The sequence below is a fragment of the Thainema salinarum CENA647 genome, from assembly GCF_057732415.1.
In genome coordinates this window covers 600,400-624,484 of sequence record NZ_JBYJZJ010000022.1, presented here as the reverse complement: position 1 = coordinate 624,484, position 24,085 = coordinate 600,400, and the positions used below count along the sequence as shown (strand labels likewise).

20 protein-coding genes and 1 pseudogene are annotated in these 24,085 nt (G+C 50.3%); 8 read left to right on the top strand and 13 right to left on the bottom strand.

Features of this window, described 5'->3' with window-relative positions; genetic code table 11:
* Positions 1-183 precede the first annotated feature (183 nt).
* The 4 genes and pseudogenes from AC286M_RS09535 to AC286M_RS09520 all read right to left on the bottom strand — a co-directional run bounded on the left by AC286M_RS09535 (position 184) and on the right by AC286M_RS09520 (position 4,379).
* Positions 184-1,082: pseudogene (locus tag AC286M_RS09535) on the bottom strand (ISAzo13 family transposase).
* 368 nt (positions 1,083-1,450) lie between these two features.
* Entirely contained in the window at positions 1,451-1,897 is a 447-nt protein-coding gene (locus AC286M_RS09530) for a hypothetical protein (protein ID WP_488204154.1), read from the bottom strand.
* Between the two features lie 32 nt (positions 1,898-1,929).
* The gene (locus tag AC286M_RS09525; RefSeq protein WP_488204153.1) at positions 1,930-3,201 is read right to left on the bottom strand and encodes an MFS transporter; all 1,272 of its coding nucleotides are present in this window, start codon (positions 3,199-3,201) and stop codon (positions 1,930-1,932) included.
* Positions 3,202-3,545: 344 nt separating this feature from the next.
* Positions 3,546-4,379 carry a photosystem II manganese-stabilizing polypeptide gene (locus AC286M_RS09520; RefSeq protein ID WP_488204152.1) on the bottom strand — a complete coding sequence of 278 codons (834 nt, stop codon included), beginning with the start codon at positions 4,377-4,379 and terminating at the stop codon, positions 3,546-3,548.
* Positions 4,380-4,518: 139 nt separating this feature from the next.
* On the opposite strand from AC286M_RS09520, the gene AC286M_RS09515 reads away from it, so the two are divergent.
* From AC286M_RS09515 to AC286M_RS09505, 3 genes are all read left to right on the top strand, one after another.
* Positions 4,519-4,752, top strand: a complete 234-nt coding sequence (locus AC286M_RS09515; protein WP_488204151.1) for a hypothetical protein — start codon at positions 4,519-4,521, stop codon at positions 4,750-4,752.
* 77 nt (positions 4,753-4,829) lie between these two features.
* Positions 4,830-5,153: a hypothetical protein gene (locus AC286M_RS09510; protein WP_488204150.1), complete on the top strand. Its 324-nt coding sequence runs from the start codon at positions 4,830-4,832 to the stop codon at positions 5,151-5,153.
* Between the two features lie 154 nt (positions 5,154-5,307).
* Positions 5,308-6,708 carry a sensor histidine kinase gene (locus tag AC286M_RS09505; RefSeq protein ID WP_488204149.1) on the top strand — a complete coding sequence of 467 codons (1,401 nt, stop codon included), beginning with the start codon at positions 5,308-5,310 and terminating at the stop codon, positions 6,706-6,708.
* A gap of 52 nt (positions 6,709-6,760) precedes the next feature.
* Here the strand turns inward: AC286M_RS09505 and AC286M_RS09500 are convergent, their stop codons facing one another.
* Positions 6,761-7,087, bottom strand: coding sequence for a DUF6464 family protein (locus tag AC286M_RS09500; RefSeq protein ID WP_488204148.1), 327 nt, complete (start codon positions 7,085-7,087; stop codon positions 6,761-6,763).
* A 153-nt stretch (positions 7,088-7,240) separates the two neighbouring features.
* Positions 7,241-7,672, bottom strand: a complete 432-nt coding sequence (locus tag AC286M_RS09495; protein WP_488204147.1) for a hypothetical protein — start codon at positions 7,670-7,672, stop codon at positions 7,241-7,243.
* Positions 7,673-7,920: 248 nt separating this feature from the next.
* On the opposite strand from AC286M_RS09495, the gene AC286M_RS09490 reads away from it, so the two are divergent.
* The 3 genes from AC286M_RS09490 (at position 7,921) to AC286M_RS09480 (ending at position 11,771) form a co-directional block, all read left to right on the top strand.
* Positions 7,921-10,488 (top strand): U32 family peptidase, encoded by a 2,568-nt coding sequence (locus AC286M_RS09490; protein ID WP_488204146.1) that lies wholly within the window; start codon positions 7,921-7,923, stop codon positions 10,486-10,488.
* An 86-nt stretch (positions 10,489-10,574) separates the two neighbouring features.
* Entirely contained in the window at positions 10,575-10,973 is a 399-nt protein-coding gene (locus tag AC286M_RS09485; protein ID WP_488204145.1) for an ankyrin repeat domain-containing protein, read from the top strand.
* A gap of 198 nt (positions 10,974-11,171) precedes the next feature.
* Positions 11,172-11,771: an ankyrin repeat domain-containing protein gene (locus tag AC286M_RS09480; protein WP_488204144.1), complete on the top strand. Its 600-nt coding sequence runs from the start codon at positions 11,172-11,174 to the stop codon at positions 11,769-11,771.
* Here AC286M_RS09480 and AC286M_RS09475 read toward each other — a convergent pair.
* From AC286M_RS09475 to AC286M_RS09455, 5 genes are all read right to left on the bottom strand, one after another.
* Entirely contained in the window at positions 11,740-12,327 is a 588-nt protein-coding gene (locus tag AC286M_RS09475) for a transposase (protein WP_488203438.1), read from the bottom strand. The two genes, AC286M_RS09480 and AC286M_RS09475, sit on opposite strands and share 32 nt — an antisense overlap.
* Positions 12,279-12,770: a helix-turn-helix domain-containing protein gene (locus AC286M_RS09470; protein ID WP_488203817.1), complete on the bottom strand. Its 492-nt coding sequence runs from the start codon at positions 12,768-12,770 to the stop codon at positions 12,279-12,281. Before AC286M_RS09470 ends, AC286M_RS09475 begins: the two co-directional genes overlap by 49 nt.
* A 754-nt stretch (positions 12,771-13,524) precedes the next feature.
* A complete protein-coding gene (locus AC286M_RS09465; protein WP_488204143.1) occupies positions 13,525-16,830 on the bottom strand; it encodes a sll1366 family intein-prone helicase in 3,306 nt (1,101 codons plus the stop codon).
* 336 nt (positions 16,831-17,166) lie between these two features.
* Positions 17,167-17,658 carry a GNAT family N-acetyltransferase gene (locus AC286M_RS09460; RefSeq protein WP_488204142.1) on the bottom strand — a complete coding sequence of 164 codons (492 nt, stop codon included), beginning with the start codon at positions 17,656-17,658 and terminating at the stop codon, positions 17,167-17,169.
* Between the two features lie 952 nt (positions 17,659-18,610).
* Positions 18,611-19,695, bottom strand: a protein-coding gene (locus tag AC286M_RS09455) for an ISKra4 family transposase (protein WP_488203071.1) whose coding sequence is annotated in 2 segments (ribosomal slippage) — positions 18,611-19,509 and positions 19,509-19,695 — 1,086 coding nt in all. Because the reading frame shifts where the segments join, the coding sequence is not laid out codon by codon here.
* Between the two features lie 350 nt (positions 19,696-20,045).
* Between AC286M_RS09455 and AC286M_RS09450 the strand changes: the two genes are divergently transcribed.
* Positions 20,046-21,170, top strand: coding sequence for a hypothetical protein (locus AC286M_RS09450; RefSeq protein WP_488204141.1), 1,125 nt, complete (start codon positions 20,046-20,048; stop codon positions 21,168-21,170).
* Positions 21,171-21,801: 631 nt separating this feature from the next.
* Entirely contained in the window at positions 21,802-22,035 is a 234-nt protein-coding gene (locus AC286M_RS09445) for a hypothetical protein (protein WP_488204140.1), read from the top strand.
* A gap of 169 nt (positions 22,036-22,204) precedes the next feature.
* Here the strand turns inward: AC286M_RS09445 and AC286M_RS09440 are convergent, their stop codons facing one another.
* Positions 22,205-22,681 carry a GNAT family N-acetyltransferase gene (locus AC286M_RS09440; RefSeq protein ID WP_488204139.1) on the bottom strand — a complete coding sequence of 159 codons (477 nt, stop codon included), beginning with the start codon at positions 22,679-22,681 and terminating at the stop codon, positions 22,205-22,207.
* Between the two features lie 7 nt (positions 22,682-22,688).
* Positions 22,689-24,017: a TldD/PmbA family protein gene (locus AC286M_RS09435; protein WP_488204138.1), complete on the bottom strand. Its 1,329-nt coding sequence runs from the start codon at positions 24,015-24,017 to the stop codon at positions 22,689-22,691.
* Between the last annotated feature and the right edge of the window lie 68 nt (positions 24,018-24,085).

Below are 24,085 nucleotides of genomic sequence, written 5' to 3'. Positions count from 1 at the left end.
TTACCTAACTCTGATCACAGGATACCTGTACTATCGTTTTCTTCCTAGTGATTGATTGCATCTGAGAGCAGATCGGCATTTGAATCAGGCGAAAATACTCATTCAATATTAGTTTTCGTTTTGCTCTATTCAATATTTGCCCTGTAGAAGAAATATTGGATTCTGTCTACTTAGGATTGTGAATTAAATAACCTGTAATTCTGGTTTTGCTGTGTAATTCCATTGCGGCAGAAGCTCGTCGAAGACAATCTTCATGTTGGCTTTGAAGTCCTCAGCAACTTTACGACCCTTGTGATACGTTTTATCGAGAATCGTCGTAAAGACCTTGAGACCTGTGCGAGTGGTTGCCTTTTCCATCAGCTCTTTTACCATCTGGACACTCTCAAAAATTACCCCTTGACACCTGCTTGAGACGTGAGGAAACAAGCGGTGTTCAATTGGATTGTACTTGGAGGTATAGGGGGGATAGTGAGCAATGCGAATTTCAATCCCTAACTCGTTGACCAATGCTTGCAAGTCTTGCTTAAAGATGTAGTAGCGAGAACTGTTACTGCCCCCACCATCGCAAAGCAGCAAAATCGAGCCAGCTAGGGGATAGCGTGCTTTGCCATAGGTGTTCCACCAGTAGCGAATCGATTCGCAGGCAAACTCACTGGTATCATGACTCGTGCCGATCTGGATGTAGCCAATATTATCGCTCAAGTCGTACAGTCCGTGGGGAATAGCGACGCCTTCTGCGAGCGTTGCCCAATCATGGTCAAACACTTCGACTCCCTGCTCTTGAGTGTACAGTTGCCCCGCTCGATACAACTTGCCAATTAATTCTCTTTTTTTGTGTCCATACTCATGACGGGATTGCCAGCAGCTTGATAGGTGCCTTTCAACTGCTCAATCCGCTCAAATTGTTCATTGCGATGTTCACTCTCCCCAGTTGCCAGTCTTTTCACCGCTTTGCGTTTACGAAAGTTGTGCCGCTCCAACAACTGATCGACCACCGTCACACTCACGTCAATTCCGTCCTCTTTCAGCAAGGCCACAATCTCATGGCGCTTGAGATTAGTCCACTTCACCGTCTCATCCATGGGTGAACCCGCCGTGTGTTGCTCCAACACCTGCAGAAATGACGCATCTAGCCCTTCAATGGTCTCAAATGCTGACTTCCGTCCACCTCCCACTTGACGAATCCGTTCCCGTTTGAGAGCAGGTTCATCATCCAGTTCTGCCAGTCCCAACGCTAGGGTTGCATGATGGCATCCGAACAACTCTCGGATATAGGCTTGCCCACCATATCCGAGTTTGATCGCTTCAATGGCGGCATAGCGACGACGATCCTTCTCAGACAACGATTGATAATAGCGTTGCATTTGAGCTTCAATTGGCGCAGGGTAGGGTTGCATTCAGGTTCTGCTTCATCTTCTACTGCTCTAGCTTACAAATACAGACGGTAAAATTACATCTTATTTAATCCACGATCCTTAGCGTCATCTGGATAGCTCATATAGAATTCAGGATCATCAGATCTGAGTAAAAAATCGTTTATTTTGTTTGCGACACCATAAACAACATCAAAGTCATAACTTGACATAATAAATATTGGATATGAGAAACCAGCAGCTCTGATTTCGGCTCTGTAGCTTGGTACGCGACCGCGGACATCATACTGGATTACGTCCACTGCCAGCGGGTCAACAATCTCTACAGGACTCATGTGGAGTAGAGGAGTGTTTCGCACTAAGCTGCACTCAACTGAATTTTCCAGTAAACGAGTACAGGTGACCTCCGTTGATACCGTCTTGAATAGCAGAATCCCCGCTAAAACGATCAACATAATTATTGCAATAGCATATGGAATTGCTTGGGGAGGAAAAAGGTAATTTGGGTCATCTTGATTATCCATTGTGCGATCGCAATTCTGAACTATTGCTGTAGTTATGCCATATCGTCTGAGGCTTTGATCGCATAAACATCTCGTCCGCCAGAGAGTGCGAATCGGAGTGAATGGGGCAAGTCTTTACTTGATAAGCACAGGAAAATCAAAATACCTAGCATGAGCAGTCCCGACGAGATGCCAAAGACCGTGCGATAGCCGATCCAGGTGGCGAAGAGTCCCAGGACTGGGCCAGCCAGGGCTATGCCTAGGTCAAAGCCAATCATGCAAAGACCAAACATGCGGCCCCGCTCGTTGGGGCGCGACCGATCAGCCATTAATACGGCGATCATCGGAATCAGCGTGCCAGCTCCTGCTCCCTGCAAGAGGCCAGCCGCAATCAATCCTAAGTCGGTCTGTACTCGCCACAGCGCCAGCATGGCCAAGCTGTAGAACACGAGACTAACCGTGATAAACCGCCCCCGCCCGTAGCGATCCGAGGCGCGACCCGTGATTAAGCGAACCGAGAAACTTGCGATCGCAGCCGTCGTATAAAATAATCCCGAATTGAGCGTTAAATTGGCTTCTTGAATCAGCAGCGGCACAAACGTCGTAATCGTGCCAAAGGCTAAACCGACTAGCATTAAAATCGTCGCTGGGATGCGAACGCGATCGGTCAGTAGCAAACTCCAAAATCGGCTGTCCTCCGCTTTTTGCTGCGGCGAAACCGACTGCACCGCCTGCTTTGCGGCCAGAAAGCTTTGAGACTCCTGCACTTTGAAGGAGCAGAACAAACCGCCAAATCCCAGCAGCGCCGAGGCCAGAAAAAACGGCGTAAAGCCAAACCACTCATACAAAAAACCGCCCATTGCTGGCCCCAATGCCAAACCCAGCGGATTAACTAAGCTCATGTAGCCGACCAACTCACCGCGATTACCGGGAGGCGAGGCATCGACAACTAGAGCGCTATAGGCCGTGGCAAACGCTGAAATGCTGATACCGTGGAGTGCCCGCACCACCATCAGAGCAGGGATAGAGCCTGCTAGTAAGTAACCAATGGGAGCAAGTGCGATCGCAACCACGCCAATAATCAACACCAGCTTGCGCCCCCGATCGTCGGCCAGCTTTGACAGCCAAGCCTTGGATACCAAGAGTCCGATCGCAAAAGAGCCCATCGTCACCCCAATCTGCCAGCCTGAACCGCCCAGATGCTCAATGTAGAGCGGCAGCGCTGGCAGGAGTAGTGCCAGTCCTGACCAAAACATCAGACCAGTGCTGAACAAAATAATCAGGTTCCGACGGGTTGACGGCTCAAGCTGCGTTAAAACCTTCAAAACTCACACTCCTAAATCTTGTGCAGTTACGCTCCTACTCTACTGTGTAACAAATCTTTGCACTTTTGGAGATGCCCCTCGGTATTAAACTGCCCATTGATTCATATCCCACGGTAACTCTGAAACATTCCAACTTTCTGACGTTCCAACGTCCCAACATCAAATCATGTGAATGTCTCAACCAACCCATTACTCATCCACCCAACTACCCATCCACCCCATCACTCAGCACTCAATCCTCACGCAACAAAAAAAGGGAACGTCCTAAAACGCCCCCTCCTCGTTATCAATACTGAATTGAAATTGAACTGTTGGTTCTAGATGGAACCACCGATGAATGCAGCTTATGCAGAAGCGGTTTCAACTCGGCCATAGAATAGACCGCGAACCTTCACGTCTACTGCCGCTTTAGCACCCATGTCGGTGTCAGAAGGCTGAACCGTCTCAAACGTACCGGCAATTTCGCCAGTCGCACTGTCAACCTTAGAAATTTGCAGTGAGATGTGGCCGTAGCCCACCTTGAACTGCTTGATGTTCTCTTCTAGGATTTCTGCTGCATCAGCTCGTGCAGGTAGTGCAACAGCGTTGTCATAGCCACTGGTCAAACCGCGACCTTTGGGATCGAGGAAGTTGGATGTCCGGTAAGACGGAACGCGCACATCACCTTCAAAGTCAGTGGAGGTGGTAATTGCGTTCAAACCAGCCTGAGACTGAGCAACGAGACCTTTAACGGTAAAGAGGAAGGGTACCTGTTCACCACCGGGTAGCTGTACGGTAATGGCTTGGAAATCCATACCATCTTGCTCTTCAAACACCAGGCTACCGTCACCTTGTAGTAACAGCTTCCCACTGACCTGATCCAATGAGGATGTGTAACGAGTCAGGCTTTTACCCGGAACGAATTCTGCTGCTTGACGCTGGTTCAGCGGTTCTTCCTTGACGAAGAAAGTGGTCGGCTCTAAGCAGAGATCGGTGATTTTGTAGGATTGGCCAGACTGGATTGGAATAGAACCACGAGCAGTTTCGTCAAGCTGCAAACAGGAGTTTGCTAACCCCGTATTGACGATCTGATCGTAAGACAACGAGCCTAAGTCTTTAGCGGATGGGGCTTCGCTACAAGCGGTAATGAAACCGAAGCACAAAGCCAATAGCGTAACAACTAACGTACGGTACCTCATGGTCAACCTCGATTTATCAATTCGGATGAAAGCGATGTTTCCTGCAGATGAATATTAAGGGGCTTTAGCACTAGCCACGTAAGATGTTCGACACACTCAAAAGAGGCGTCGATTTTAAACTCTATAATTGCCGAAACGGTTGAACAACTTTCACTACAGCATTTTACATGGCTATGTGGCGTTTATTACGTTCCGTATCGCTGAATTCAGTCTAAGTGGCGACCAGCCGTCAAAAATGGATGCGCGATCGCAAATTAGTGTGGAGTGGAGTAATATGCAGCGAAATCAGTCAGATATAGAAGATGACGTGTGTTTAGCGCAAATCGCCAGCCTCAGACGGGAGATTAATGGTGTTGTCAGACTGCCAGTTTGACCTCTATTTTTCTGATCGACTTTAATGAATTAATTGTTGCGAATTGTATAGTTCATTCAGCCTTTTGTTATAAACCGATGTCTCAACCCGCCATGTCTCAACTCGATTCTCTGTCTCAAGATTTACCTGAAGATTTAAGCGCGATCGCAACTCAAGTCCAAGCAGCCGCTCAAGCCCGTCAGGCAGATGTGCTGGAGCTACTGCAACTGCTGCGTGTACTTGAAGATCTCCACCGCGACATTCGCGAAACGCTATTCCAAGATGCGCTACCAGACAACCGCCAAGCGCTTTATGGACTGCTCAAAGACATTGAGCTGAGCGGCGGCTGGCCCTACATTAACCGGATGCGGATCAAAGCATTTATGGAACGACTGATAACTGAAGAATCGGAAACCGCTTGAGCCAATGCTTAATTTTCTCTGAAGTCGGGCATTCTGAGAACAAGACCTCGACTCTTGTTCCTATTGTCTCGTTTCTACTGTGGTGTCATCACGCAAGCGTTCACACTCTTCCAGCTCTGATCCCCGCTGCCGACCATCGGCGGCACCGAGTGGGATGAACCTGCCGACATGGACAGAGGGCAGCGGTTTAGGATTGACGTTTGAATCAACCGTTCAGGATCTAACCTGGTGTCAATTTAACGTTGATGGAACTGTTTCCGGATTAGCTGTTGCCCAAATGTTTGAGCGGGAACCCTTGCTACCCGGAGTCATCATTACCGAACAAGACCAGTTTCTGGGTATGATTTCTCGGCAGCGGTTGTTGGAATACCTGCTGCGGCCCCAGGGCATCGAGCTGTTTCTTCAGCAGCCGATTCAAGTTCTACACAGCTATGCCCGAACGACGCCACTGCTGATGGCAGGGACTACCAAAATCACCAGCGCTGCCCGGCGAGCGCTGCGTCGCCCGCCGGAATTTCAGACTGAACCGATTGTGGTTCAAGCCGAAGGCAATCAGTATTACCTATTGAGCAGTCATGAGCTAAATACCGCCTACTGGCAAGTGCGAGGACTGGAGACGCAAGTTCACTATGAGCGCGCCCAAGCCCAAATGATCCAAAGCGAAAAAATGGCCAGTCTGGGCCGCTTAGTCGATGGAGTGGCGCACGAAATTTTAGACCCGGTCGGGTTTATCTGGGGAAACCTCGCCCACGTTTCGACGTACAGCCAACAGTTACTGACCTTACTGGACGCCTATCAAGCCTGCTGTCCCAATCCCTCCGATCAGGTGCTGGAGCTACAGGAGGACATGGAACTGGACTATGTGAAGGCGGATTTACCAAAAGCGATCGCAAGTATCCGTGGCGGAGCGACCCGCTTGAAAACCTTGGCCAGCAGCCTACAAACCTTCTGCCACATTGATGAAGTCTATCCTAAGCCCGCCGATTTACATGATTGCATTGACAGCATTCTGATCCTGCTGAAAGAGCGGCTGTCTGGCGAAATTCAGGTAGTGCGCAATTACGCTGCCTTGCCGCCCGTCAACTGCTTCATTGGCCAACTCAGCCAGGTATTTATGAATATTCTGATGAACGCCGTAGAAGCGCTGTTGGAACCCGCTGTGATTTGCTGCCTTGACGAAGAATTTGGTGAAAATAGGCGCTGCCAAACCCTAGAACCCACGAATCCACGTCCCAAAATTGAGATTACAACCCAAATTCGAACCCTATCTTCCTGCTCAACTGATGGATTGGCTCCTGCGACTCAAGCTCCTCGCTGGGTCGTTATTCAAATTGCGGATAATGGGCCTGGACTGTCGGCTACTCAATACCAAGCCCTGCTAGAAACGTTTTCGACCAAGAAGCGAATGGCGAAAGAAACCAGCTTAGGCTTGAGCTACCACATCGTGACGGCCAAACACGGCGGCAATCTGAATGTGCGATCGCCTCGCTCTCGGGTTACAGAAGACGAATTACCCGGTACAGAATTTGAGATCTGGCTACCGCTGACGGATTAGATGAGTGAGGCGAGAGGCGTGAGGAGTAAGGCGTATTCCTGCCACTCAGTCCTCAGTCCTCAGTCCTCAGCAGTGTACTGCCATAAAACTTTGGATCGTAGTGGCGGCACTGCTCGCAGGGGCCGGAGGGATTGATGGCGCAGCGGATGTAGGGTGAGCGGGCATTGAATTGGCAGGTGATGTCGCCCACGATATAGCCCAAGCCGTCAATGTAGTGGTGGTCTGAATCTCGGCGCATCAGAGGCAAGCCGCGAGTCGCGTAGGATTCGAGGGCTAATGCTAAATGCTGTCGGTTACGCTCATCAGAACGGCGCAGAATCCACAGGGATACAAGCGGAGGCATAAGCCCGATAGCCAAAATCACAATTGCCGCAAACATAAAAAAGGTTTATTGAGAATAGATGTCGCTAAAGTTGGAATTTACAAATGGCTAGAAACCCTACTATCTAACAGCGAGAGAAGATCGCATTAGCCTGAATTTAGTGCCATTCTACTGAGAATTAGAGGTGTCTGTCGATTATCTATGAACTATCTATGGCTGGTCTGTAACAGTTTCATACACATCTAAACGAAGACGAACGGGCTGTTCGCTGGAATTGCGGGCCATGAAAGTTGCGATCGCATCTTCCGCACTCCGCTGAATCTTGACAGGTTTACCCGCCGTACAGCTATACATCTGCACCGCATCACCACAAGGAGTTGCCGTGCTGCCAGATTCGGACGTGACCTGTAGCTGAGTTGCTGCCGGACTGATGGCGATTTGATGTTTTACACCACCTGGCGGCACCGATAAAAAGTAGGTCTTAACAGGCTCTGATGATTTCAGGAAAGTATCAGATGTTTTAGATTCAGGCTGAATATCAGGCCGCTGTTTAGGTTGGATCAGTTCAGATTCAGGTGTGACCGATGGTGGCGAAGCAGAGTCAATTGCCTGAGCAAAGGCAGGAGCTGGCAGTAGCAGCAATCCAACTAGGAACAAACTGAGAAGATACGATAAACACAGCGTTTGGCGTTGCCGTCTCGTAGAGTACTGCAATCTTAATTTCAATCGCCAACGTGCAGTCACAAGCCTGAACAGCATAGAATTTCCGGATTTAGGAGCCTTTGGCCCGATTTTATCGCACCGAGCCAGAAGCCGCTGATTTATACGGTCTCCCAATTCCAAGCCAGCCAATTAGTATGGAATTTGGTGGTTTCGCATCTTTCTCTCCCATGACCTCATCCCCGATCGCCTCGTTTTCTCAAGCTAGTGATTCACCTGAACGCCTGGTTTATCAGCGGCCTGAACTGCTTGCGCCCGCTGGACAATGGGACTGCGCTAAAGCTGCCGTGGAAAACGGAGCCGATGCCATTTACTTTGGCCTAGATCGGTTCAACGCCCGGATGCGAGCCGAAAATTTCACTGAAGCCGATCTGCCAGAGCTGATGGCCTATCTGCATCGGCGCGGCGTCAAGGGCTACATGACGCTGAACACGCTGGTATTTCCCAAAGAGCTGGCGGAAGCTGAGCAGTATCTGCGGACGATGATCGCGGCTGGCGTGGATGCTGTGATTGTGCAAGACGTGGGCATTTGTCGGCTGATTCGCCACCTGTCACCTGATTTTCCGATTCACGCCTCAACGCAGATGACGATCACCAGTGCAGCAGGGGTGGAATTTGCGAAGTCTTTAGGCTGTCAGCTTGTCGTCCTAGCGCGGGAATGTTCGCTGAAGGAAATCAACAAAATTCAGGCTCAGCTAGAGTCGCAGCACATTGCGCTACCGCTGGAAGTCTTTGTGCATGGGGCGCTCTGCGTTGCCTACTCCGGCCAGTGTTTGACCAGTGAAGCGCTGGGCGGACGGTCAGCCAATCGGGGCGAATGTGCCCAAGCCTGCCGGATGCAGTATGACCTAATTGCTGATGGTGAACAGGTGGACTTGCGCGATCGCAGTTATCTGCTCAGTCCTCAAGATCTATCCGGATTGCCTGTCTTAGCGGATTTGGTTAAATCGGGCGTGACTAGCCTCAAAATTGAAGGTCGGCTCAAGTCGCCGGAATATGTCGCTAATGTCACCCGCACCTATCGGCAAGCATTGGATCGGCTAATGGCGCAAGGCCAAACCTCGACTAATCCCGCTGCCGATCCAAGTCAACCCGAAGATCGCTACAACCTGGAGATGGCGTTTTCGCGGGGACTGCATACGGGCTGGTTTGAAGGAATAAACAATCAAGCCCTCGTTCATGCCCGCTTCGGCAAAAAACGGGGCGTTTATCTGGGCGAAGTGACGCGCATTCACGCTGGGCGCTATCCAACAGTCACAATCAATCTGCAAGCACCGATTAAACCGGGAGATGGCGTCGTTTTCGATAACGGCCATCCCGAAGCGAGGGAAGAAGGGGGACGGGTTTACACCGTTGAGCACAAGCGTCAGGGCAAAACCGAAACCGCCACGTTAACCTTTGGCGACGGCGCGATTAACCTGAAGCGGATTCAGGTTGGCAACAAGCTCTGGAAAACCAGCGACCCAGAACTGGATCGGGAGCTTCAGCAGACGTTCGCTGAAACTGCGCCGCCTTTCCAGCGCGAAATTGCGATCGCAATTGATGGCGCAGTTGGCAAAGTCCTAAGTGCGATCGCACGTGATGCTCAAGGTCATATTGCCCAAGTGGACTCGGCCATGCCGCTGGTGGAAGCGCATAGCAAACCGTTGACTACTGACAAACTGACATCTCAATTTGGTCGTTTGGGTAATACCCCATTCAAGCTTGGCAGCTTGGACAATCACCTGACCGATAACGTGATGCTGCCCGTCAGTGAGCTGAACCGGATGCGGCGCGAGCTCGTCACCCAGCTTGAAGAACAGCGCAGCCAGCCGAAACCTTGGACGCTACACGCTCAAGTTTCCTATCGGGATTTATTACCTGTCGTATCCTCACCGGATTCATCAGTAACGCCAGAGCTGATCGTGCTGGTAAGGAATCGGGCGCAGTTGGAAGCGGCTTGCGATCGCAATATTCAAACCCTGTACTGTGAATTCGAAAATCCTGCCGCCTATCGCGAGGCGGTGCGCTGGTTCCGGCAGCAGCAGTCTGACCAGCAAACCATTTGGGTCGCACCACCCCGGATCACGAAACCGCTGGAAACCTATATTCTTCAGCAGGTGCAGCGCTCGGAGGCTGACGGCTATCTGGTGCGGAACTACGATCAGCTCCAGTGGTTTCAACAGGAGCGCAAGATTGGCGATTTTTCCCTGAATGTTGCCAACCCGATTACAGCGGATTATTTCAAGTCCCACTACGGTCTGGAGCGCTTGACGGCGTCCTATGACCTGAACGTGGCGCAACTGTCTGACCTACTGGCAACTGTGCCGTCCGACTGGCTGGAAATCACCATCCACCAGCACATGCCGATGTTCCACATGGAGCACTGTGTCTTCTGCGCTTTTCTGTCGGAGGGAACGGACTACACCAACTGCGGTCGTCCCTGTGAGACGCAGGAGGTCAAATTGCGCGATCGCGTTGGCACGGAACACATTCTGCAAGCCGATGCGGGCTGTCGCAACACGGTGTTCAACGGCACGGCTCAAACCGCAGCGGAGTATGTGCAGCATTTAATCCAGCACGGTGGTCGCCACTTCCGCTTAGAATTCCTACGCGAATCACCCGATCAAGTCGCGGAAACGATTGAACGCTATCAGCAGCTTTTATGTGGAGAAATTGACGGTCGCCAGCTTTGGCGGGATTTGCGGCTGACCAGTCAGTTAGGTGTTACACGCGGTACTCTGCAAAATGAAAGTTGAATTAGAGACTACGAAATTTGCGATCGCGCTATTGCTAGCAGCCACGAGAAATTAGATCCGCAGAGATGAAAATAGGATGAGGTTTAGTGTCTACCGAAAATCGCGGCTCAGAATGGATGAATTTATATGATGCTAATAAAGATCGTCTAGCTGATGCTCTATTCCTTGCTATGGAGTTTGAAGATTGGGAAGCCATAGAGGATTTAATACATATTCAGAAAGACATAAATTCTAGAGACTCTGACAGAGACTGGACACTTCTGATGTGGGCTGTATTCTACGGATATTCTTCAGTTGTGAAACTGCTAGTTGAAGCGGGTGCTGATGTGAATCTGAGAGGCAATTTTGAGCCAGAAGAAGAATTTGCGCTTAGCATAGCCGCTTACGCTGGTCACAAAGCAATCTATAACTACCTAGCTCCACTTACTTCAATCGAACTAAGAAAAGTTGCAGAAAAAACCTGGGAAGGAAGCAATTTGGCATAACCCGATTATTGATGTTAAAAATACTGATATTATTCGCCTCTCTAAAATCACCAATGAGGTCGTACCTTTCACACAAGATGCATTGCTGGCAAAGATTTGCGATTGTTACGGGAGTTGCGATTGTTATAAAATTTGCGATTGTCATAAAAGTTGCGATCGCACTGAATTAATGTCTGTGAAGATGAGATTTGTAAAGAGATGAACTTTCTAGAAGACTTTCAAGAAAGTAATATTTATCAGGCTGCTAGACATGGAAATCTTCAAGCCATTAGACAAGTCCTTGAACAGCATGAGGATGTCAACAAGAAAGATGGTTTAGGTAAGACACCACTGTTTTACTCCATACACACTTCTCAGACAGAAGCAGCGCTGTTGTTGATTAATATGGGAGCTGATGTTGATGTGCAGAATAATCGAGGTGACTCTCCTCTGCATGAGGCAGTAATTTGCAATCAAGAGAAGATGGTAAAGGTGTTTATAGAGCAAGGTGCTAATCTAGAAATAAAAAATTGCATGCACCTGACTCCTCTAGGTGTTGCAGTTAGGGAAGGCTATGAAAATATTGCTAAATTTCTTATTGATGCAGGTGCCGATGTAAATGTGAGAGTGGGTTCTTCTGATACCAGCGATACTCTGCTACATATAGCTGTGTCACAAACAAATATAAAGAGAAGCATAACAATGGTGAAGCTCCTCCTGTCTGGTGGAGCTAATATCCATGCTAAATCAGGTTTATTTGGTTATACTCCTCTTTACTACAGCAATCTCAAACAGGACATGAACAGTAACCATACATGAAGGCTTTCTCAAAGATGAAGGTTTGCAGATGAGTCGCCAGATAAAAGAGGAGTTTGACCGAGCGAAAGGAGTGGCACAAGCGGGCAAATTTACGACTAAATCGCTTGGCCTGTAACCAAACATCTTCGACCGGATTTTGCTCGGGTGCATTAGGCGCAAGCTGAATGCAAGTGAGTTTCCAGTGCTGCTCTCGAGTACCATGATTCTGTTGACTCAGGTAGTTGCGAACCACCTTGGAACGGTGGTAGCTGGCTCCATCCCAGATGATGAAAAAGCGAGTGGACTCATCATACTGAGATTGAAGATACTTCAGAAAGGCCACGGTATTGTGCTGATTGCCTGCCTCATACTCATGAATAACAAAGCTCTTGCTCAAATAGTCCAAGGCTCCATAGTAGGTCTGCCGCTCTCGAATGGAGGCAATGGGGATGTCCACTCGCTGATTGCGCCGACTCCATCCATATCCACGGAGGTCTCCCCAGAGCAGATGGCACTCATCGAGAAACATCACTCGCACCTGCCCACTGGCAATCTCGGCTCGCCACTGGACCAGCAACTGTTGAATCTCGGCTTTTTTGCCTCGACTTTGGCCTCCTCTTGGCCCGGATGCACCGAGTGGGATTTCTTCCAGCTAAACCCTGCGTCTTTGAGCAGTTGGGTATAGCTTTGGGCTGAGCGATAGAGCACTCCATAGCGCTCTTCAATCTGCTCAACAAGCTCCTCTAGTGTCCACCAGTTTTTCTGCTGCAACCACTCAAAGATGTCCTGTTTCTGCTCGGCGCTTAAATAGCCTTGGGTGCCCCAGTAGTGGGATTTCAGTCCCTCGACTCCTCGCTCTTCATAGCGCTGGTGACTCGCACTAATAAATCCCAGAGAAACCTGTAGGATATCTCGGATCGCCCGATAGCTTTGACCTCTCTGGTGCAGTTGCACGGCCAAGGCGCGTTTCAGTTCTTGGGCAGAGGGATTACTTTGGATAAATTCTTCCAGGGAGGTCATGGCTGATTTACTTCGGTGAGGATAACTCTTTATTCTATTCTCCCTCGTTCATTACCTATTTGTGATTGCTGTATGCAGAAGATTATGCTAATTTTGGTCTCTCTTGGTTCTTTGAATTCCGCAAAGATGAGATCGGGGAACTTCTTAAACAGTACGGTGCATCTTTTACGATGTACGAATGGGCCAAGCCGATGCATATTATCAGAGATATTCTCCGTACTTGCTCTTACTGAGTAATAGCGCGATCGCACTTCTCGCGTAGATTACATTGCTGGTAAAGATTTGCAATTGTTACGAGAGTTGCGATTGTTATAGGAGTTGCGATCGCACTGTCCAAGTTGTAACACCTTCGTCAAACTCTCGCTGGATTGACAGATACTTCCTGACCATACGGTTCCATTACGCTTTAGCCTGCTTCTCATTTCTGCCATACCGATCGGCTGTTCTGAGCGGCGCTCAGCCACGACAGCTAAATCATGCAATCCTCTAGAAGCTGCTCATTCTGAGCCATCGGTAAAATTACAGCCGCTTTAGCACCGTTAGCATCTACGACATATTTTCTGATTCAATGCTCATGTTGATTAAACCTCTTCCTAAACTCTTAACTTCTGCTTATCTCCGTAAACGTCGGTGGTGCTGCCCGTTGATCTCGGTGATGATGTGAGCATACCAATCAACAACGTTAATCATGCTCTCAGCATTTGAAGCGCCGCATCGCACAGTGCGGTGCTTTTTATTTTGGCGGTTTGTACGATTAATCGCTGTCTTCGTCAATAATTGCATCGCGATCTAGTAACAGCAGATCCCGTAGCTGATTCGCATCCAGTTCCGTGAGCCACTGCTCGCCTGTGCCGACGACCTGTTCAGACAGCGCTTTCTTGCTTTCGATTAGCTCGTGAATCCGCTCCTCCAGCGTGCCTGTGCAGACAAACTTATGAACTTGGACATTGCGAGTTTGGCCGATGCGGAATACGCGGTCGGTGGCCTGATTCTCGACTGCCGGATTCCACCAGCGATCAAAGTGGAAAACGTGATTGGCACGGGTCAGGTTTAATCCCACACCACCCGCTTTCAGCGACAGAATAAACACCTTGGGCGCACGCGGGTCGTGCTGGAAGCGGTTGACCATTTCTTCCCGCTTATTCTTGGTCGTACTGCCGTAGAGGAAGAGGGTTTCCTGGCCCATGTGCTGCTCTAGATAAGCTTGCAGCAGTTTGCCCCACTCCGCAAATTGGGTAAAGATCAGGGCGCGATCGCCTTCGGAGACGACTTCCTCCAGCATTTCCACTAGGCGCAGCAGCTTACCGGAGCGCTGGGGCGAGTTACCCAGCTTATTCTCATCCAAGAACTGAGCCGGATGGTTGCAGACCTGCTTCAGCTTAGTCAGTAACGCCAGAATCATGCCGCGTCGCTGGACACCGTCGGCATCATCGATTTGAGCTAGGGATTCATCCACCAGCTTTTGATAGAGCGTCGCTTGTTCCGCCGATAAGCCGCAGAACACCGTCATTTCCTGCTTTTCGGGCAGATCTTGAATGATATCCTTATCGGTTTTGAGGCGGCGTAGGATAAAAGGTTGAACGAGCGATCTCAATGTTTGCAGCGAATCGCCATCGCCATAGCGCTCAATCGGTACGGCAAACCGCTTCTGGAAAAAGTTGCGTGGCCCCAGGTAGCCGGGATTGAGGAAGTCCATGATTGACCAGAGTTCGGACAGACGGTTCTCGACAGGTGTACCCGTGAGGGCAATTTTGAACTGGGCTTCCAGATCGCGCACAGCCCGCGACTGTTTAGCATCGGGATTTTTGATGTTCTGCGCTTCGTCGAGGACAATGCCCTGCCAGGAGACGGACTTCAGCACTTTGGCATCGCGGAATACAAGCGCATAGCTGGTGATCACCAAATTGACGTCCGTGGCAGCTTTTTTGAAGCCGGGACTCTTGGCGCGATCGCTACCGTGATGCACCAGGGTTTTCAGATCGGGCGCGAATCGCTTCACTTCCCGTTCCCAGTTGCCCAGGACAGAGGTGGGGCAGACTAGCAAAATTGGCGCTTCCAGCGCATCCTGTTCGCGTAGATGGAGCAGGAAGGCGATTAGCTGAATCGTTTTGCCCAAGCCCATGTCGTCCGCCAGACAAGCGCCGAGTCCCCACTGCTCTAGAAAGGCCAGCCAGGATACACCCTTGGCTTGATACGGTCGCAGTTCACCGTGGAATCCGGCGGGTTCGCTGATTTCTTCCAGCGTTTGGTTGCCCGTAGTCAGCGTCGTGATCAATTTGTTCAGCGAGCCTGATGCCTCAAAGTTGACGACAGGAAGCTTTTCTAGCATTGGTGAGTCGCCCGTACTGATGCGGAGGGCATCTTCGACGGAGAGGGACAGCTTGTTTTTGCGGGTTTCAAAAAAGTTTTGGGCGGCTTTGATGTCTTGAGGTCTGAGTTCAACCCACTCGCCATTGATTTCCACCAGCGGCGTATTCAGCGCCACTAGTCGATCAAACTCTTCCTTGGAAATGGTTTGGCCGCCGATCGAGAGCTGCCACTCGTAGTTGAGCAGACTCTGCAAACCCATGCGCTGCTGCTTGCGCGATCGCGAGGCTTTAGCGGTGATGTTCAAGCCTAAGCGACTGGCCCAGCCGCCTTTTTCCTGCAAACTGGGCGGCAGCAACACCCCAAACCCGCTGTCCCGCAGTCGCCAGGCAAGGGATTTGAGGAAGTCGTACGCCTGCACCGGATCGAGCGTGCAGGACTGGGGCTGCTGTTCTTCCAGCGTCGGCTCCAGAACCGGATAGAGACGAGCGGCAAGGCCTAAGCCACCGAGTAGCGTTTCCTGGGGATTGTAGACGGTGCGGTTTTCGTAGCTGAGATTGGCGACAGGATTCTGCCAGATGGTATCGGCATCGACAAAAATTGACTCGTCGTCTGCCGCTTGTAGGCCGTACTCCAGCGTCCAGTCCAGCTTGCCCTGGGGCGGCGATTTCAGCCGGAAACAGGTGCGAAAATTGGCGATGCCATCCCGTAAACGGTTTTGCAAGGGAGCTGTCCAGGTTGATAACGCACCCTGCAAGCGCTCTACCTGCTCTACATCAGCCTCCACCACAGGTGATGTGCCCAATGCCTGAATCCATTCCCGCACGGGCAGTTCACGGGAGAGCTGCGTGGCCGGAACCGTCTGCGACTGGGCAATCGCTCGCACCTGCACGTCCACCACGGCGCTGAGGAAACTGAGAATCAACTGGCGCGGATTAGCGGGCATTGGCGTTTGTGCGATCGCATCTGCACTTGAGCCATTCTTCTTGTTACCGTTCCACTCCTGCTGCCCATCGTACAGGCGGCAGACACTCGGCATCTGGCGAGAAAATTGCTCCAGCCGCGCCTGATCCAGGGCACTATCTAGCAACACCTGCCAGTGGGCTTCCGGTATGGCTTTCTGCTTGGCCTCAACTGCGATCGCAGGTAGATATTTCGACCGGGCCATCAGATCCAGTGCCCAGCGCAGCAGATGCGACCAAAAGCGCAGATCTGCCCCAATCGTCGAATCTTCTTCGGTGATTAACCCCAAGGGCAAACTGTTCAAAAACTGCACCGCTTCCGTTGGTGCCAGCCAGAGACCCTGTACCCGCCAAGGATACAGTGCGATCGCAGTTTTCTGATCCACCTCGGCACCGCTTTGCACCTGTCCTGACAAGCAGGGCATCAGGGTACTGTCTGAGATTTGAGTCGGTAAGCTCAGCAGTTGCGATCGCCAGCGGGTCTGTTTGGCATCGGTATTGAGGGCGGCAGATTTGCGGGTTTTGGTTTTGGTGGCTGACGTTTTGCCGGACGCCGCTAGGCCAAGCTGCACGTCGTTGAGGGGCAGACGAAACGGAGCAGGCGTATCATCACTGGCTTGCTCCTGCTCGGACTGAAGAAAGGCAATCAACTCGTCCGGCGTCGTGGCAAATAGGTGATCGGGCACGGTGCTGATGTCGTCAACGGGGGCGGGTTCAGCGGATCGCCAGGTTTCGCCCCAAATAAATAACTGTTGAGATTGAGGCAGCCACCCACCGTGTAAAATCGCCATGCTGGTTCAGGTCTCTTACGAACGCCAATCGGCAGGGGTCTACAAACACGAATATCGCAGCCGTTAGCGCTATATGAGTACTCTTGCCGTGTGGCCCTCACCCTAAATCCCTCTCCCGCAGGAGAGGGACTTTGAATATCTAGCTCCTCTTCTCCTGTGGGAGAAGGGGCTGGGGGATGAGGGCTACACGTCCTGCGATACTCTAAAGCTGCCTAACGAACTGCTCCGCTGCCGTAGATCCATGATAGTCACTGGTTTCAATTCTCGGACACTGTTCTAAAGGTGTTGTTGGGAGAGATGCGTTGCATCTCTCCCAACAACACAACAGAAATAAAGCTAATTCTCGACCCGATAAATTTGCATCCCGCGCGCCTGATAGTTCCGTAGGGCGCTGGGATGGTCGTTGCTACAGGTATGCACCCAAACCCGCGTGGTGCCTGCCCAGTCCCAGGCCGACCGAATCGCGTGGGTCAGCAGATAACCGCCCAATCCTTGACCGATAAACTGCGGCGCGAGGCCAAAGTAGAGGATTTCGACAGTCTGACCATCGGGGCGATGAAGTTCGTAGTAACCTGCGATCGCGCCTTGGCAATAGGCCACCCACGTCCGATGATCATCGGCTTCGACGAGCTGCCGCCACTGCTCATCTGTCCAACTCAGCTTATCTGTCCACTGCCACGCTTCACCAATGAACTGATAGAGAAACCGATTGAATTGAAACTGCTTGATTTGACATTCAACAATGCTCAGCTCTGGCACGGCTGGTTTGGCCTGGAGCGCTTCGGGTGAAAGCATTTCAAGATAATAGGTGGTGACAGATGCTGCCATTATATTTGGATGAGATCGCACTTACCCACATCACATATCCCAAACAGTAGGTAGGCTGAGCTGAGATCGCCGCCTTAGCAATAGGCGATTCAGATCCGATGATTATCAGCTCTCGGTGCTGCAAGTATCAGAAAAAAAGAATGCCTAAAGCAAGGTTTTGAATGAAGCCCTGAAAGCGGCGGTCAGTGTGCAAAATGAAATGCGATTGCTCCAGCAACAGGGTCGGTTCAATCAAGATACATGATCTGCAATACTCCGGACAGTTTTTGGAACTCAACGAAAGAATGAGGGTTTCAACCCTATTTTGTGGTGATTCAACGAACGAAAATCAGGGAGCTTCAGAGCTTGCTCAGAAAATTGTCCGGACTGTTATCTGATGACATGAAGTTAAACTATAACTTCCTTTTTATTGCGTTTGCTTGGTAGCAACGTATAGCCATGTGAAGTACCCGGTTTCGCTGGGCTTGTGCCATTCTCATAACTTTTCCCTACCCTTCCAGCATTGAGCCTTTATCTTTTGAGGATTTCAACGAAAACTCGCGAGGATTGGAAACATCTTTTTGGACACACATCATCTATCTAACATCAAAGTCCATTAGTTCCTATTTTATGTATCAAATAATACTTATGATCCTCAAGAATTCAGGCGACTTACCCTTAGAGGGTCTAGAAAGATCAAAAGCTCATGTGCTAATATCCCTTAAACGAAAAAGTGAAGTAGCCCAAACTTATTGTGCTTTTTAAGTAATCCGGCAATTTTCCGGATTACTTGAAGTAAAGTCTAATTCAGATTGAGCTCCATAGCTGTTCAACTTTTCTCAAGTTTATCTTATTCTATCTGTTCCTAATCAGAGGATTTAGGAGTGAAGCATTCTGCCTTTAAAATTAGACATATCAGGATTAAGAATACTAAAAATTTAGTCCTTCTAGTATGTGTTTTTTTGGGAGCACGTCATCCGCTGGCGAGAGAATAAAGGTTGAGCTGGTTGTTCAGGTAAGCGCAGCGGAGCGCCAGAATTTGAGGAACATTCTGAGGGTTCCACTGCGCACCTGCGACCTGCACTCTGGCATCAATCTGCTTGATGAGTGATTCGACCGGGCCTGAGCCAATCGGCATCCCCTCTTGCTGGTAGTACCTGTAGTTGACAATCCGAGCGCGATGTCGCTCCAGATACCTCCCAAATCGTTGAGACTGCTGAGAGTTGAGCCCCGCAAACAGGGCACTGGCCTCATCGACCTGACCGTGCCACAGAAGGTGTCTGGCCTGGTTGAGCCGTTGAAGGGAACCGCCCACTTTATACAGGTTCTCCATCAGGTGATACCAGTCCAAGACCTCCTGGCGAGTGAGCCTCTCCATCTGTTGGTAGAGCGACCAAATGCCGCTGTGTCCGTCTCCTAAGCAGAACACAACACTGGCCCAGCAAAGGCTCCTGAGCCAGGCCAACAGCGCATCATTGTCGTCAAACCAGGCCATACCCACACCGTCACCGTCCAGCCGCACCGCCTTGTACTGCTTCCACTCGCTGGGCTCTCCGCTCGGAGTCACTAGGCGAACCATCCCGCCATCGAGAGCCATCTCCTTGACTGTCTCCTCTGGAGCCGATGACTCAATCGGATTGCGCCCTACGATGCGCTCGACACTCTTGGCGCTCACGGTGACCCCGGTGAGCAGTTCAACATCCCGACTCGCCTGCACGAAGGACACCGTTGCTCCCATCTGCAGACAACACAGCTCGACCAGGGGGCTGAACTGGACTCTGGGCTTGACTCCAAGCCGCTTGGCCTGCTGTCGGCCAACCTGCAATATGCCAAGGATGCTGGTTAGCTTTCGGGTTTCTCCTTCATCTTTGCCGACGCTTGTGTCGATAAAAAAAGACCTAAGTTGGGTGACACATGACGGTGCACTTGCTCACGGACCGTTTGCTCGATTTCGCCTAAGCTCGTCATCCTCATCCCCTGTTCCTTGGCGTCGTCATAGAGGATCTGTGCTAAAGCGTTGACGTGATGCTGCATTTGGTCGCGCTGGTCTGGAGTCATGTCAGGATCCGATAAGGGCACTCACTCCATTATATTTTCATCTCCTCAGCGGATGACGTGCTCCCGTTTTTTTTGCTCTAGCAATTCTTGATATTCAAGCAGGCTTTTCACAAACCAATCTGCCTGATACTTTAAAAGTTGGAATCAAGATTACCACTCCTCCTCTAGGTACTTACTCTGACCCAGAGGATGCTAGTAGTTCTACTTCTGGGAATTATGGTGGGTTTTGTGGAACTTTTCTTAAGGAGCTAAAAGATGAAATAAATCTCCAAGATTTAAGAATTAAAATTGAGCAAACTCCCATAGAAAATGATTACAAAGGCAGAGATTATCCAAGGTTCAACGGTCTTGTGACAAACAATTCGAATTTCAGGCTTGATATTGAATGTGGTGCAAACTCAAGATCAGCACTAGATTTGGTATACCCTGACCCTGCGAAATCGCCTCAAAATAGAGAACCTTACGGCGCAAGCATTGCCTTCTCAAATGAATTTCTTGAAACTGGCATAAAGCTTCTTCTCAAAGCAGAAAAGTTTGACGAGCTTATTAAGCTAAATCCTGAAGAACGTGAAGAACTTCTTCAGAGAATGAGGATTGCAGTAATGCGAACTACGACTACATGGGCGCAGCTTGTGGTAGGCGGTTTCTACGTAAGTACAGTTCCCTATCCTAATCTAAGCGAGCCACAGGAAAATTCCAGAAACGATGTCAGAGACAAGGCTCTTGATGATTTAGAATCTGATAGAATAGATGCTTTTGCTAGCGACTCAATCATACTGTCATCTCTTATAAAAGAGGGCGTCACAGGCGATGGACTTTATCGGAAAAGCAGAGATCCATTGACTGGTTACAAAATTTTCCCTGTATCTGAATACCTACCTCGTACAGAACCTGAAGAGTATGGAATAGCTGTAAGAAAGTTTGACAGTGATGATCGTACTAATGCAGTTCTGGCTTTAATAAATAAAACTCTGGTGCGTCCAAAGATGATTGCGGCAAGAAAGGAACTTGAGAAATATCAAGAGACTTCGGAGCCACAACCTCAACCTAATCCTTGGTGGGTTTCTATAGCTAACAATCCTTGGTGGGTTCCTATAGCTGTTGCAATAATTGGAGCGGTCGCTACAATAATTGGAGTAATCGCTCCAATTATTGCCAATGGTCGCCAAGCTAGGAAAAATATAAAAGCCAAAAATCCAGTTGTTAAGGAGAACAGCTTGGTGGGTCGAGTTTCTGATGAAAAAACTGGCAGTGGTATTCAAGATGCAAAAGTTCTTTTGTTTGTAGGCAATCAAGTACCCTTGATTACTTACACTGATGCTAATGGGATTTTCTCTTTTCCGATAAAGGCAGGTAAAGAAACTGGTCAAATCCGAATAGAGATCTCAGGTTACGAAAACTTAGAAAAGCTTGTACAGCTTACAAGCACTGAAATGGAAGTAATTAAACTTTTGCCGACACCTCCGACTAAATAATAGTATTAAAACTTAGGATGATCTCAAATTCCTTAAAAATATTCTACAGTGAATCTTTGCTGTCTATTGCACTATGGCTTCGAAGCATGTTGGAGCCGAAGGGCTAGTTCAGGCATAAGCTGTTTGTATCGGCTATGTATGTAGCATGCTTCACTGCTTTCAACGCATTCTATACAAAGGGTGCAATCTCGGTTTCAAGTTCCATAATCTGTGCAAAGAAGCGAGATCGCATCACGTTAACATTGAGTTTCGTGTTGCTCAACACCAATTTACGGTGAAATGGGCAAGGTGTGATTTTGGTTGGGAAAGTGCGATCGCAGTTTTGGGGTTTATGCGTTCAGAGAAACGTGCGATCGCACTTCACGTCAGCAGTTCCAAATCTAATCCTTACAAACAGATAAATACGGTTGAACTGCCTAGCTGCTTCTTGATACTTTTAGTCTTGCGGGGAATGATTCTAGGCGGAGATCTGAGAGGGTGCCACCTCCCAAATCTCCTGATCATCCCAACTTAACCTAGGTAAGTCGAGATGACTGGGATCATTTTAGTCCTGCTATCTTGCCTTTACCGCTTCAAATAAGGGATCTGGATAGTTCCCCGTTTTCCTTTAGTCGAAAACGGAGACACCCGTATGTTTCAATCATCCAGCGGAGAGGCCACTGTCTCTCCCGCCTTCAGCTTGCCAACCTTCAATCAAGAAACCGTTCGCCACATTCTACTGGGCGACTATTCTGCCCTAGCCGATGCCATTCATCGTTTGGATACGCTGGGCTATTGCGATCGCATTGCCTGGAGTAAACCGCTGCCCACGGGTCGCAATGGGGAATACATCAGCGTGATGAGTCGTAAGCGGACAATGCTGTAGGGGATTACTGCTTAACAAGGGTTGAGGGGTTGTAGAACCTGGCTACTGGGGGCATTTCGATTGCCCCCAGCCCCCCTCGACTAGGACGAACGACCGTCCTGGACCTCGTCGAAGGTGGGTTGAAGGTAGTTGGTTTTGTGTTGATGAATGGGTGCGATCGCAGCTTTTCCTATCCTTGCCAACGTAGGAACCGCCGATTTTCTGGCAAGGTAATTATTTCTGCACCCAACTGCTGATAGAATCTCAACCCTTCAGCATTTCGTGCATCCGCATTCCAGCCCAGGTGTGTGCAGTCATTAGCGCGGGCAATTTCAGCCAAACGCGCCATCAGCGCCGAGCCAACTCCCTGATTCCGCGCCGCTGGCTCCACGTACAAATCATCTAGCCAGAGGTTGGGCTGTCCGGCAAACGAGGAAAAGTGAAAGCCATACAGAGCAAAGCCTACGGGTTCTGCGCCAAGCTCCGCCAGCAGCACATAGGCAAAGGGAATTTCGCTAAACAGCGCCCGTTGCATCTTCTCTTCCGTCGCCTGTAGCTTACCGGAAAAGCCACCCAGTGCTCGATCAAAATCGGCTTTTTTGTGGATGAAACTCAAAATCAGCGCCACATCAGGTGGCGCTGCATCTCGGATGGTGAGAGTCGACACGATGTCGCTATGCCTGCCGTGCCGATACGCCGAGCTGTTTGAACGCGACGCAGGGTAGGTACATGCTGCCGCCGACCCATTCGGATTCACTGCCCATGTCTTCAAGCTGCTGGAACGCCTCGAAAATGCTGCCTGCCACCATCGTATCTTTGACGCGACCAACGATTTCGCCGTTTTCCACCTTGTAGCCCAAATCGAGGTTGACTGAGAATTCACCCGCGAGCTGGTTCGACTGTCCCGCGCCGAGAACCTGATCGACAATCAGCCCTTCTTTCATGCCCGCAATCAGGTCAGCCATTGAGGTTTGCCCCGGTGCCAAGCAGAGATTCGCCATTGATGGACTAGGACGCGATAACCCGCCCCGGAAACCGTTCCCGGTAGATGCCCGATTGGCTCGTGCGCCCCAGCGGCGATCCCAGTAGAACCCTTGCACCGTGCCCTGATCGATGTACTTGGTGTAGCTGGTTGGTGTGCCCTCATCGTCAAACGTGCAGGCCGAAGGGCCAATGCTGGGATCTTCAAATAGGGTCAGGCGCTCATCAAACACTTTTTCGCCCACTTTGTCGGACAGGGGCGAGGCGTTTTGAATGACCGTTTGCCCGGACAGAATCGTGTCAAACAGTCCGCCCAAAACCTGAGCCGCTGCGCGAGGTGTGAAGATGACTGGAAAGCTGCCGCTAGTGATTTTGGCTTGGCCGCGGTCGGCCCATTCGTACTTTTGCAGCAGGGTTTTCAGCAGTTGATCGAAATCCGGAGTGCGATCGCACTCTACGCCATAGGTGTAAATTTGCAGAAAGTCTTCGCCCCGCACCAGGTTGCCGCCAATCACGCCGCTGATCGACTGGCTGGAGCGCTCGGCATAAACATCTTGCGTGGTCGCCATCTGCACCTGACCGGAACGAACGTGAAAACTCACGTCTACCAGGATGTCTGGGTTATACTCATGCACCTGCTGAATCAGCCGCTGTCCCGTTTCCACCAGCACCTCGGAACTGGGCGGCGTGTAGTCGCTGGCGGGCTGGTTATCGTGGAAGTTGGCGGCAAACTCGAACTCTGCCGGACTGCCAATCTTAGCCGTATCGATGGCCGCATCGACCAAGTCATCCAGCCGCGTCAAATCCGTCGAACTGGCAAAGCCCAAGCGCCCATTGTGAATCACCCGCAGCGCTACGCCCCGCAGCGCCTTCGTTTCCAGCGACTTCAGCCGATTGTTCTCAAAGCTAATCGGCGTGTCCTGGCTGGCCACGTAATACACTTCGGCGGCATCAACCCGTGGCTGAGCCAGTTCTAGCAGTTGTTCAACGGTTGACTGAGTAGAGGTAGGGATTGGGGGCATAGAGCTTCTATTGAATGACGGCACAGGATCGGCAATCGAAGGCATCAACCTGCGATCGCACCCCTAGA

What these genes read in the sequence shown, in the direction of transcription:
- AC286M_RS09490 (WP_488204146.1), top strand. Translation starts at nt 7,921, where the DNA reads ATGACCTCATCCCCGATCGCCTCGTTTTCTCAAGCTAGTGATTCACCT.
- AC286M_RS09445 (WP_488204140.1), top strand. Translation starts at nt 21,802, where the DNA reads ATGTTTCAATCATCCAGCGGAGAGGCCACTGTCTCTCCCGCCTTCAGC.
- AC286M_RS09460 (WP_488204142.1), bottom strand. Translation starts at nt 17,658, where the DNA reads ATGGCAGCATCTGTCACCACCTATTATCTTGAAATGCTTTCACCCGAA.
- AC286M_RS09480 (WP_488204144.1), top strand. Translation starts at nt 11,172, where the DNA reads ATGAACTTTCTAGAAGACTTTCAAGAAAGTAATATTTATCAGGCTGCT.
- AC286M_RS09510 (WP_488204150.1), top strand. Translation starts at nt 4,830, where the DNA reads ATGTCTCAACCCGCCATGTCTCAACTCGATTCTCTGTCTCAAGATTTA.
- AC286M_RS09520 (WP_488204152.1), bottom strand. Translation starts at nt 4,379, where the DNA reads ATGAGGTACCGTACGTTAGTTGTTACGCTATTGGCTTTGTGCTTCGGT.
- AC286M_RS09435 (WP_488204138.1), bottom strand. Translation starts at nt 24,017, where the DNA reads ATGCCCCCAATCCCTACCTCTACTCAGTCAACCGTTGAACAACTGCTA.
- AC286M_RS09465 (WP_488204143.1), bottom strand. Translation starts at nt 16,830, where the DNA reads ATGGCGATTTTACACGGTGGGTGGCTGCCTCAATCTCAACAGTTATTT.
- AC286M_RS09500 (WP_488204148.1), bottom strand. Translation starts at nt 7,087, where the DNA reads ATGTTTGCGGCAATTGTGATTTTGGCTATCGGGCTTATGCCTCCGCTT.
- AC286M_RS09505 (WP_488204149.1), top strand. Translation starts at nt 5,308, where the DNA reads ATGAACCTGCCGACATGGACAGAGGGCAGCGGTTTAGGATTGACGTTT.
- AC286M_RS09470 (WP_488203817.1), bottom strand. Translation starts at nt 12,770, where the DNA reads ATGACCTCCCTGGAAGAATTTATCCAAAGTAATCCCTCTGCCCAAGAA.
- AC286M_RS09530 (WP_488204154.1), bottom strand. Translation starts at nt 1,897, where the DNA reads ATGGATAATCAAGATGACCCAAATTACCTTTTTCCTCCCCAAGCAATT.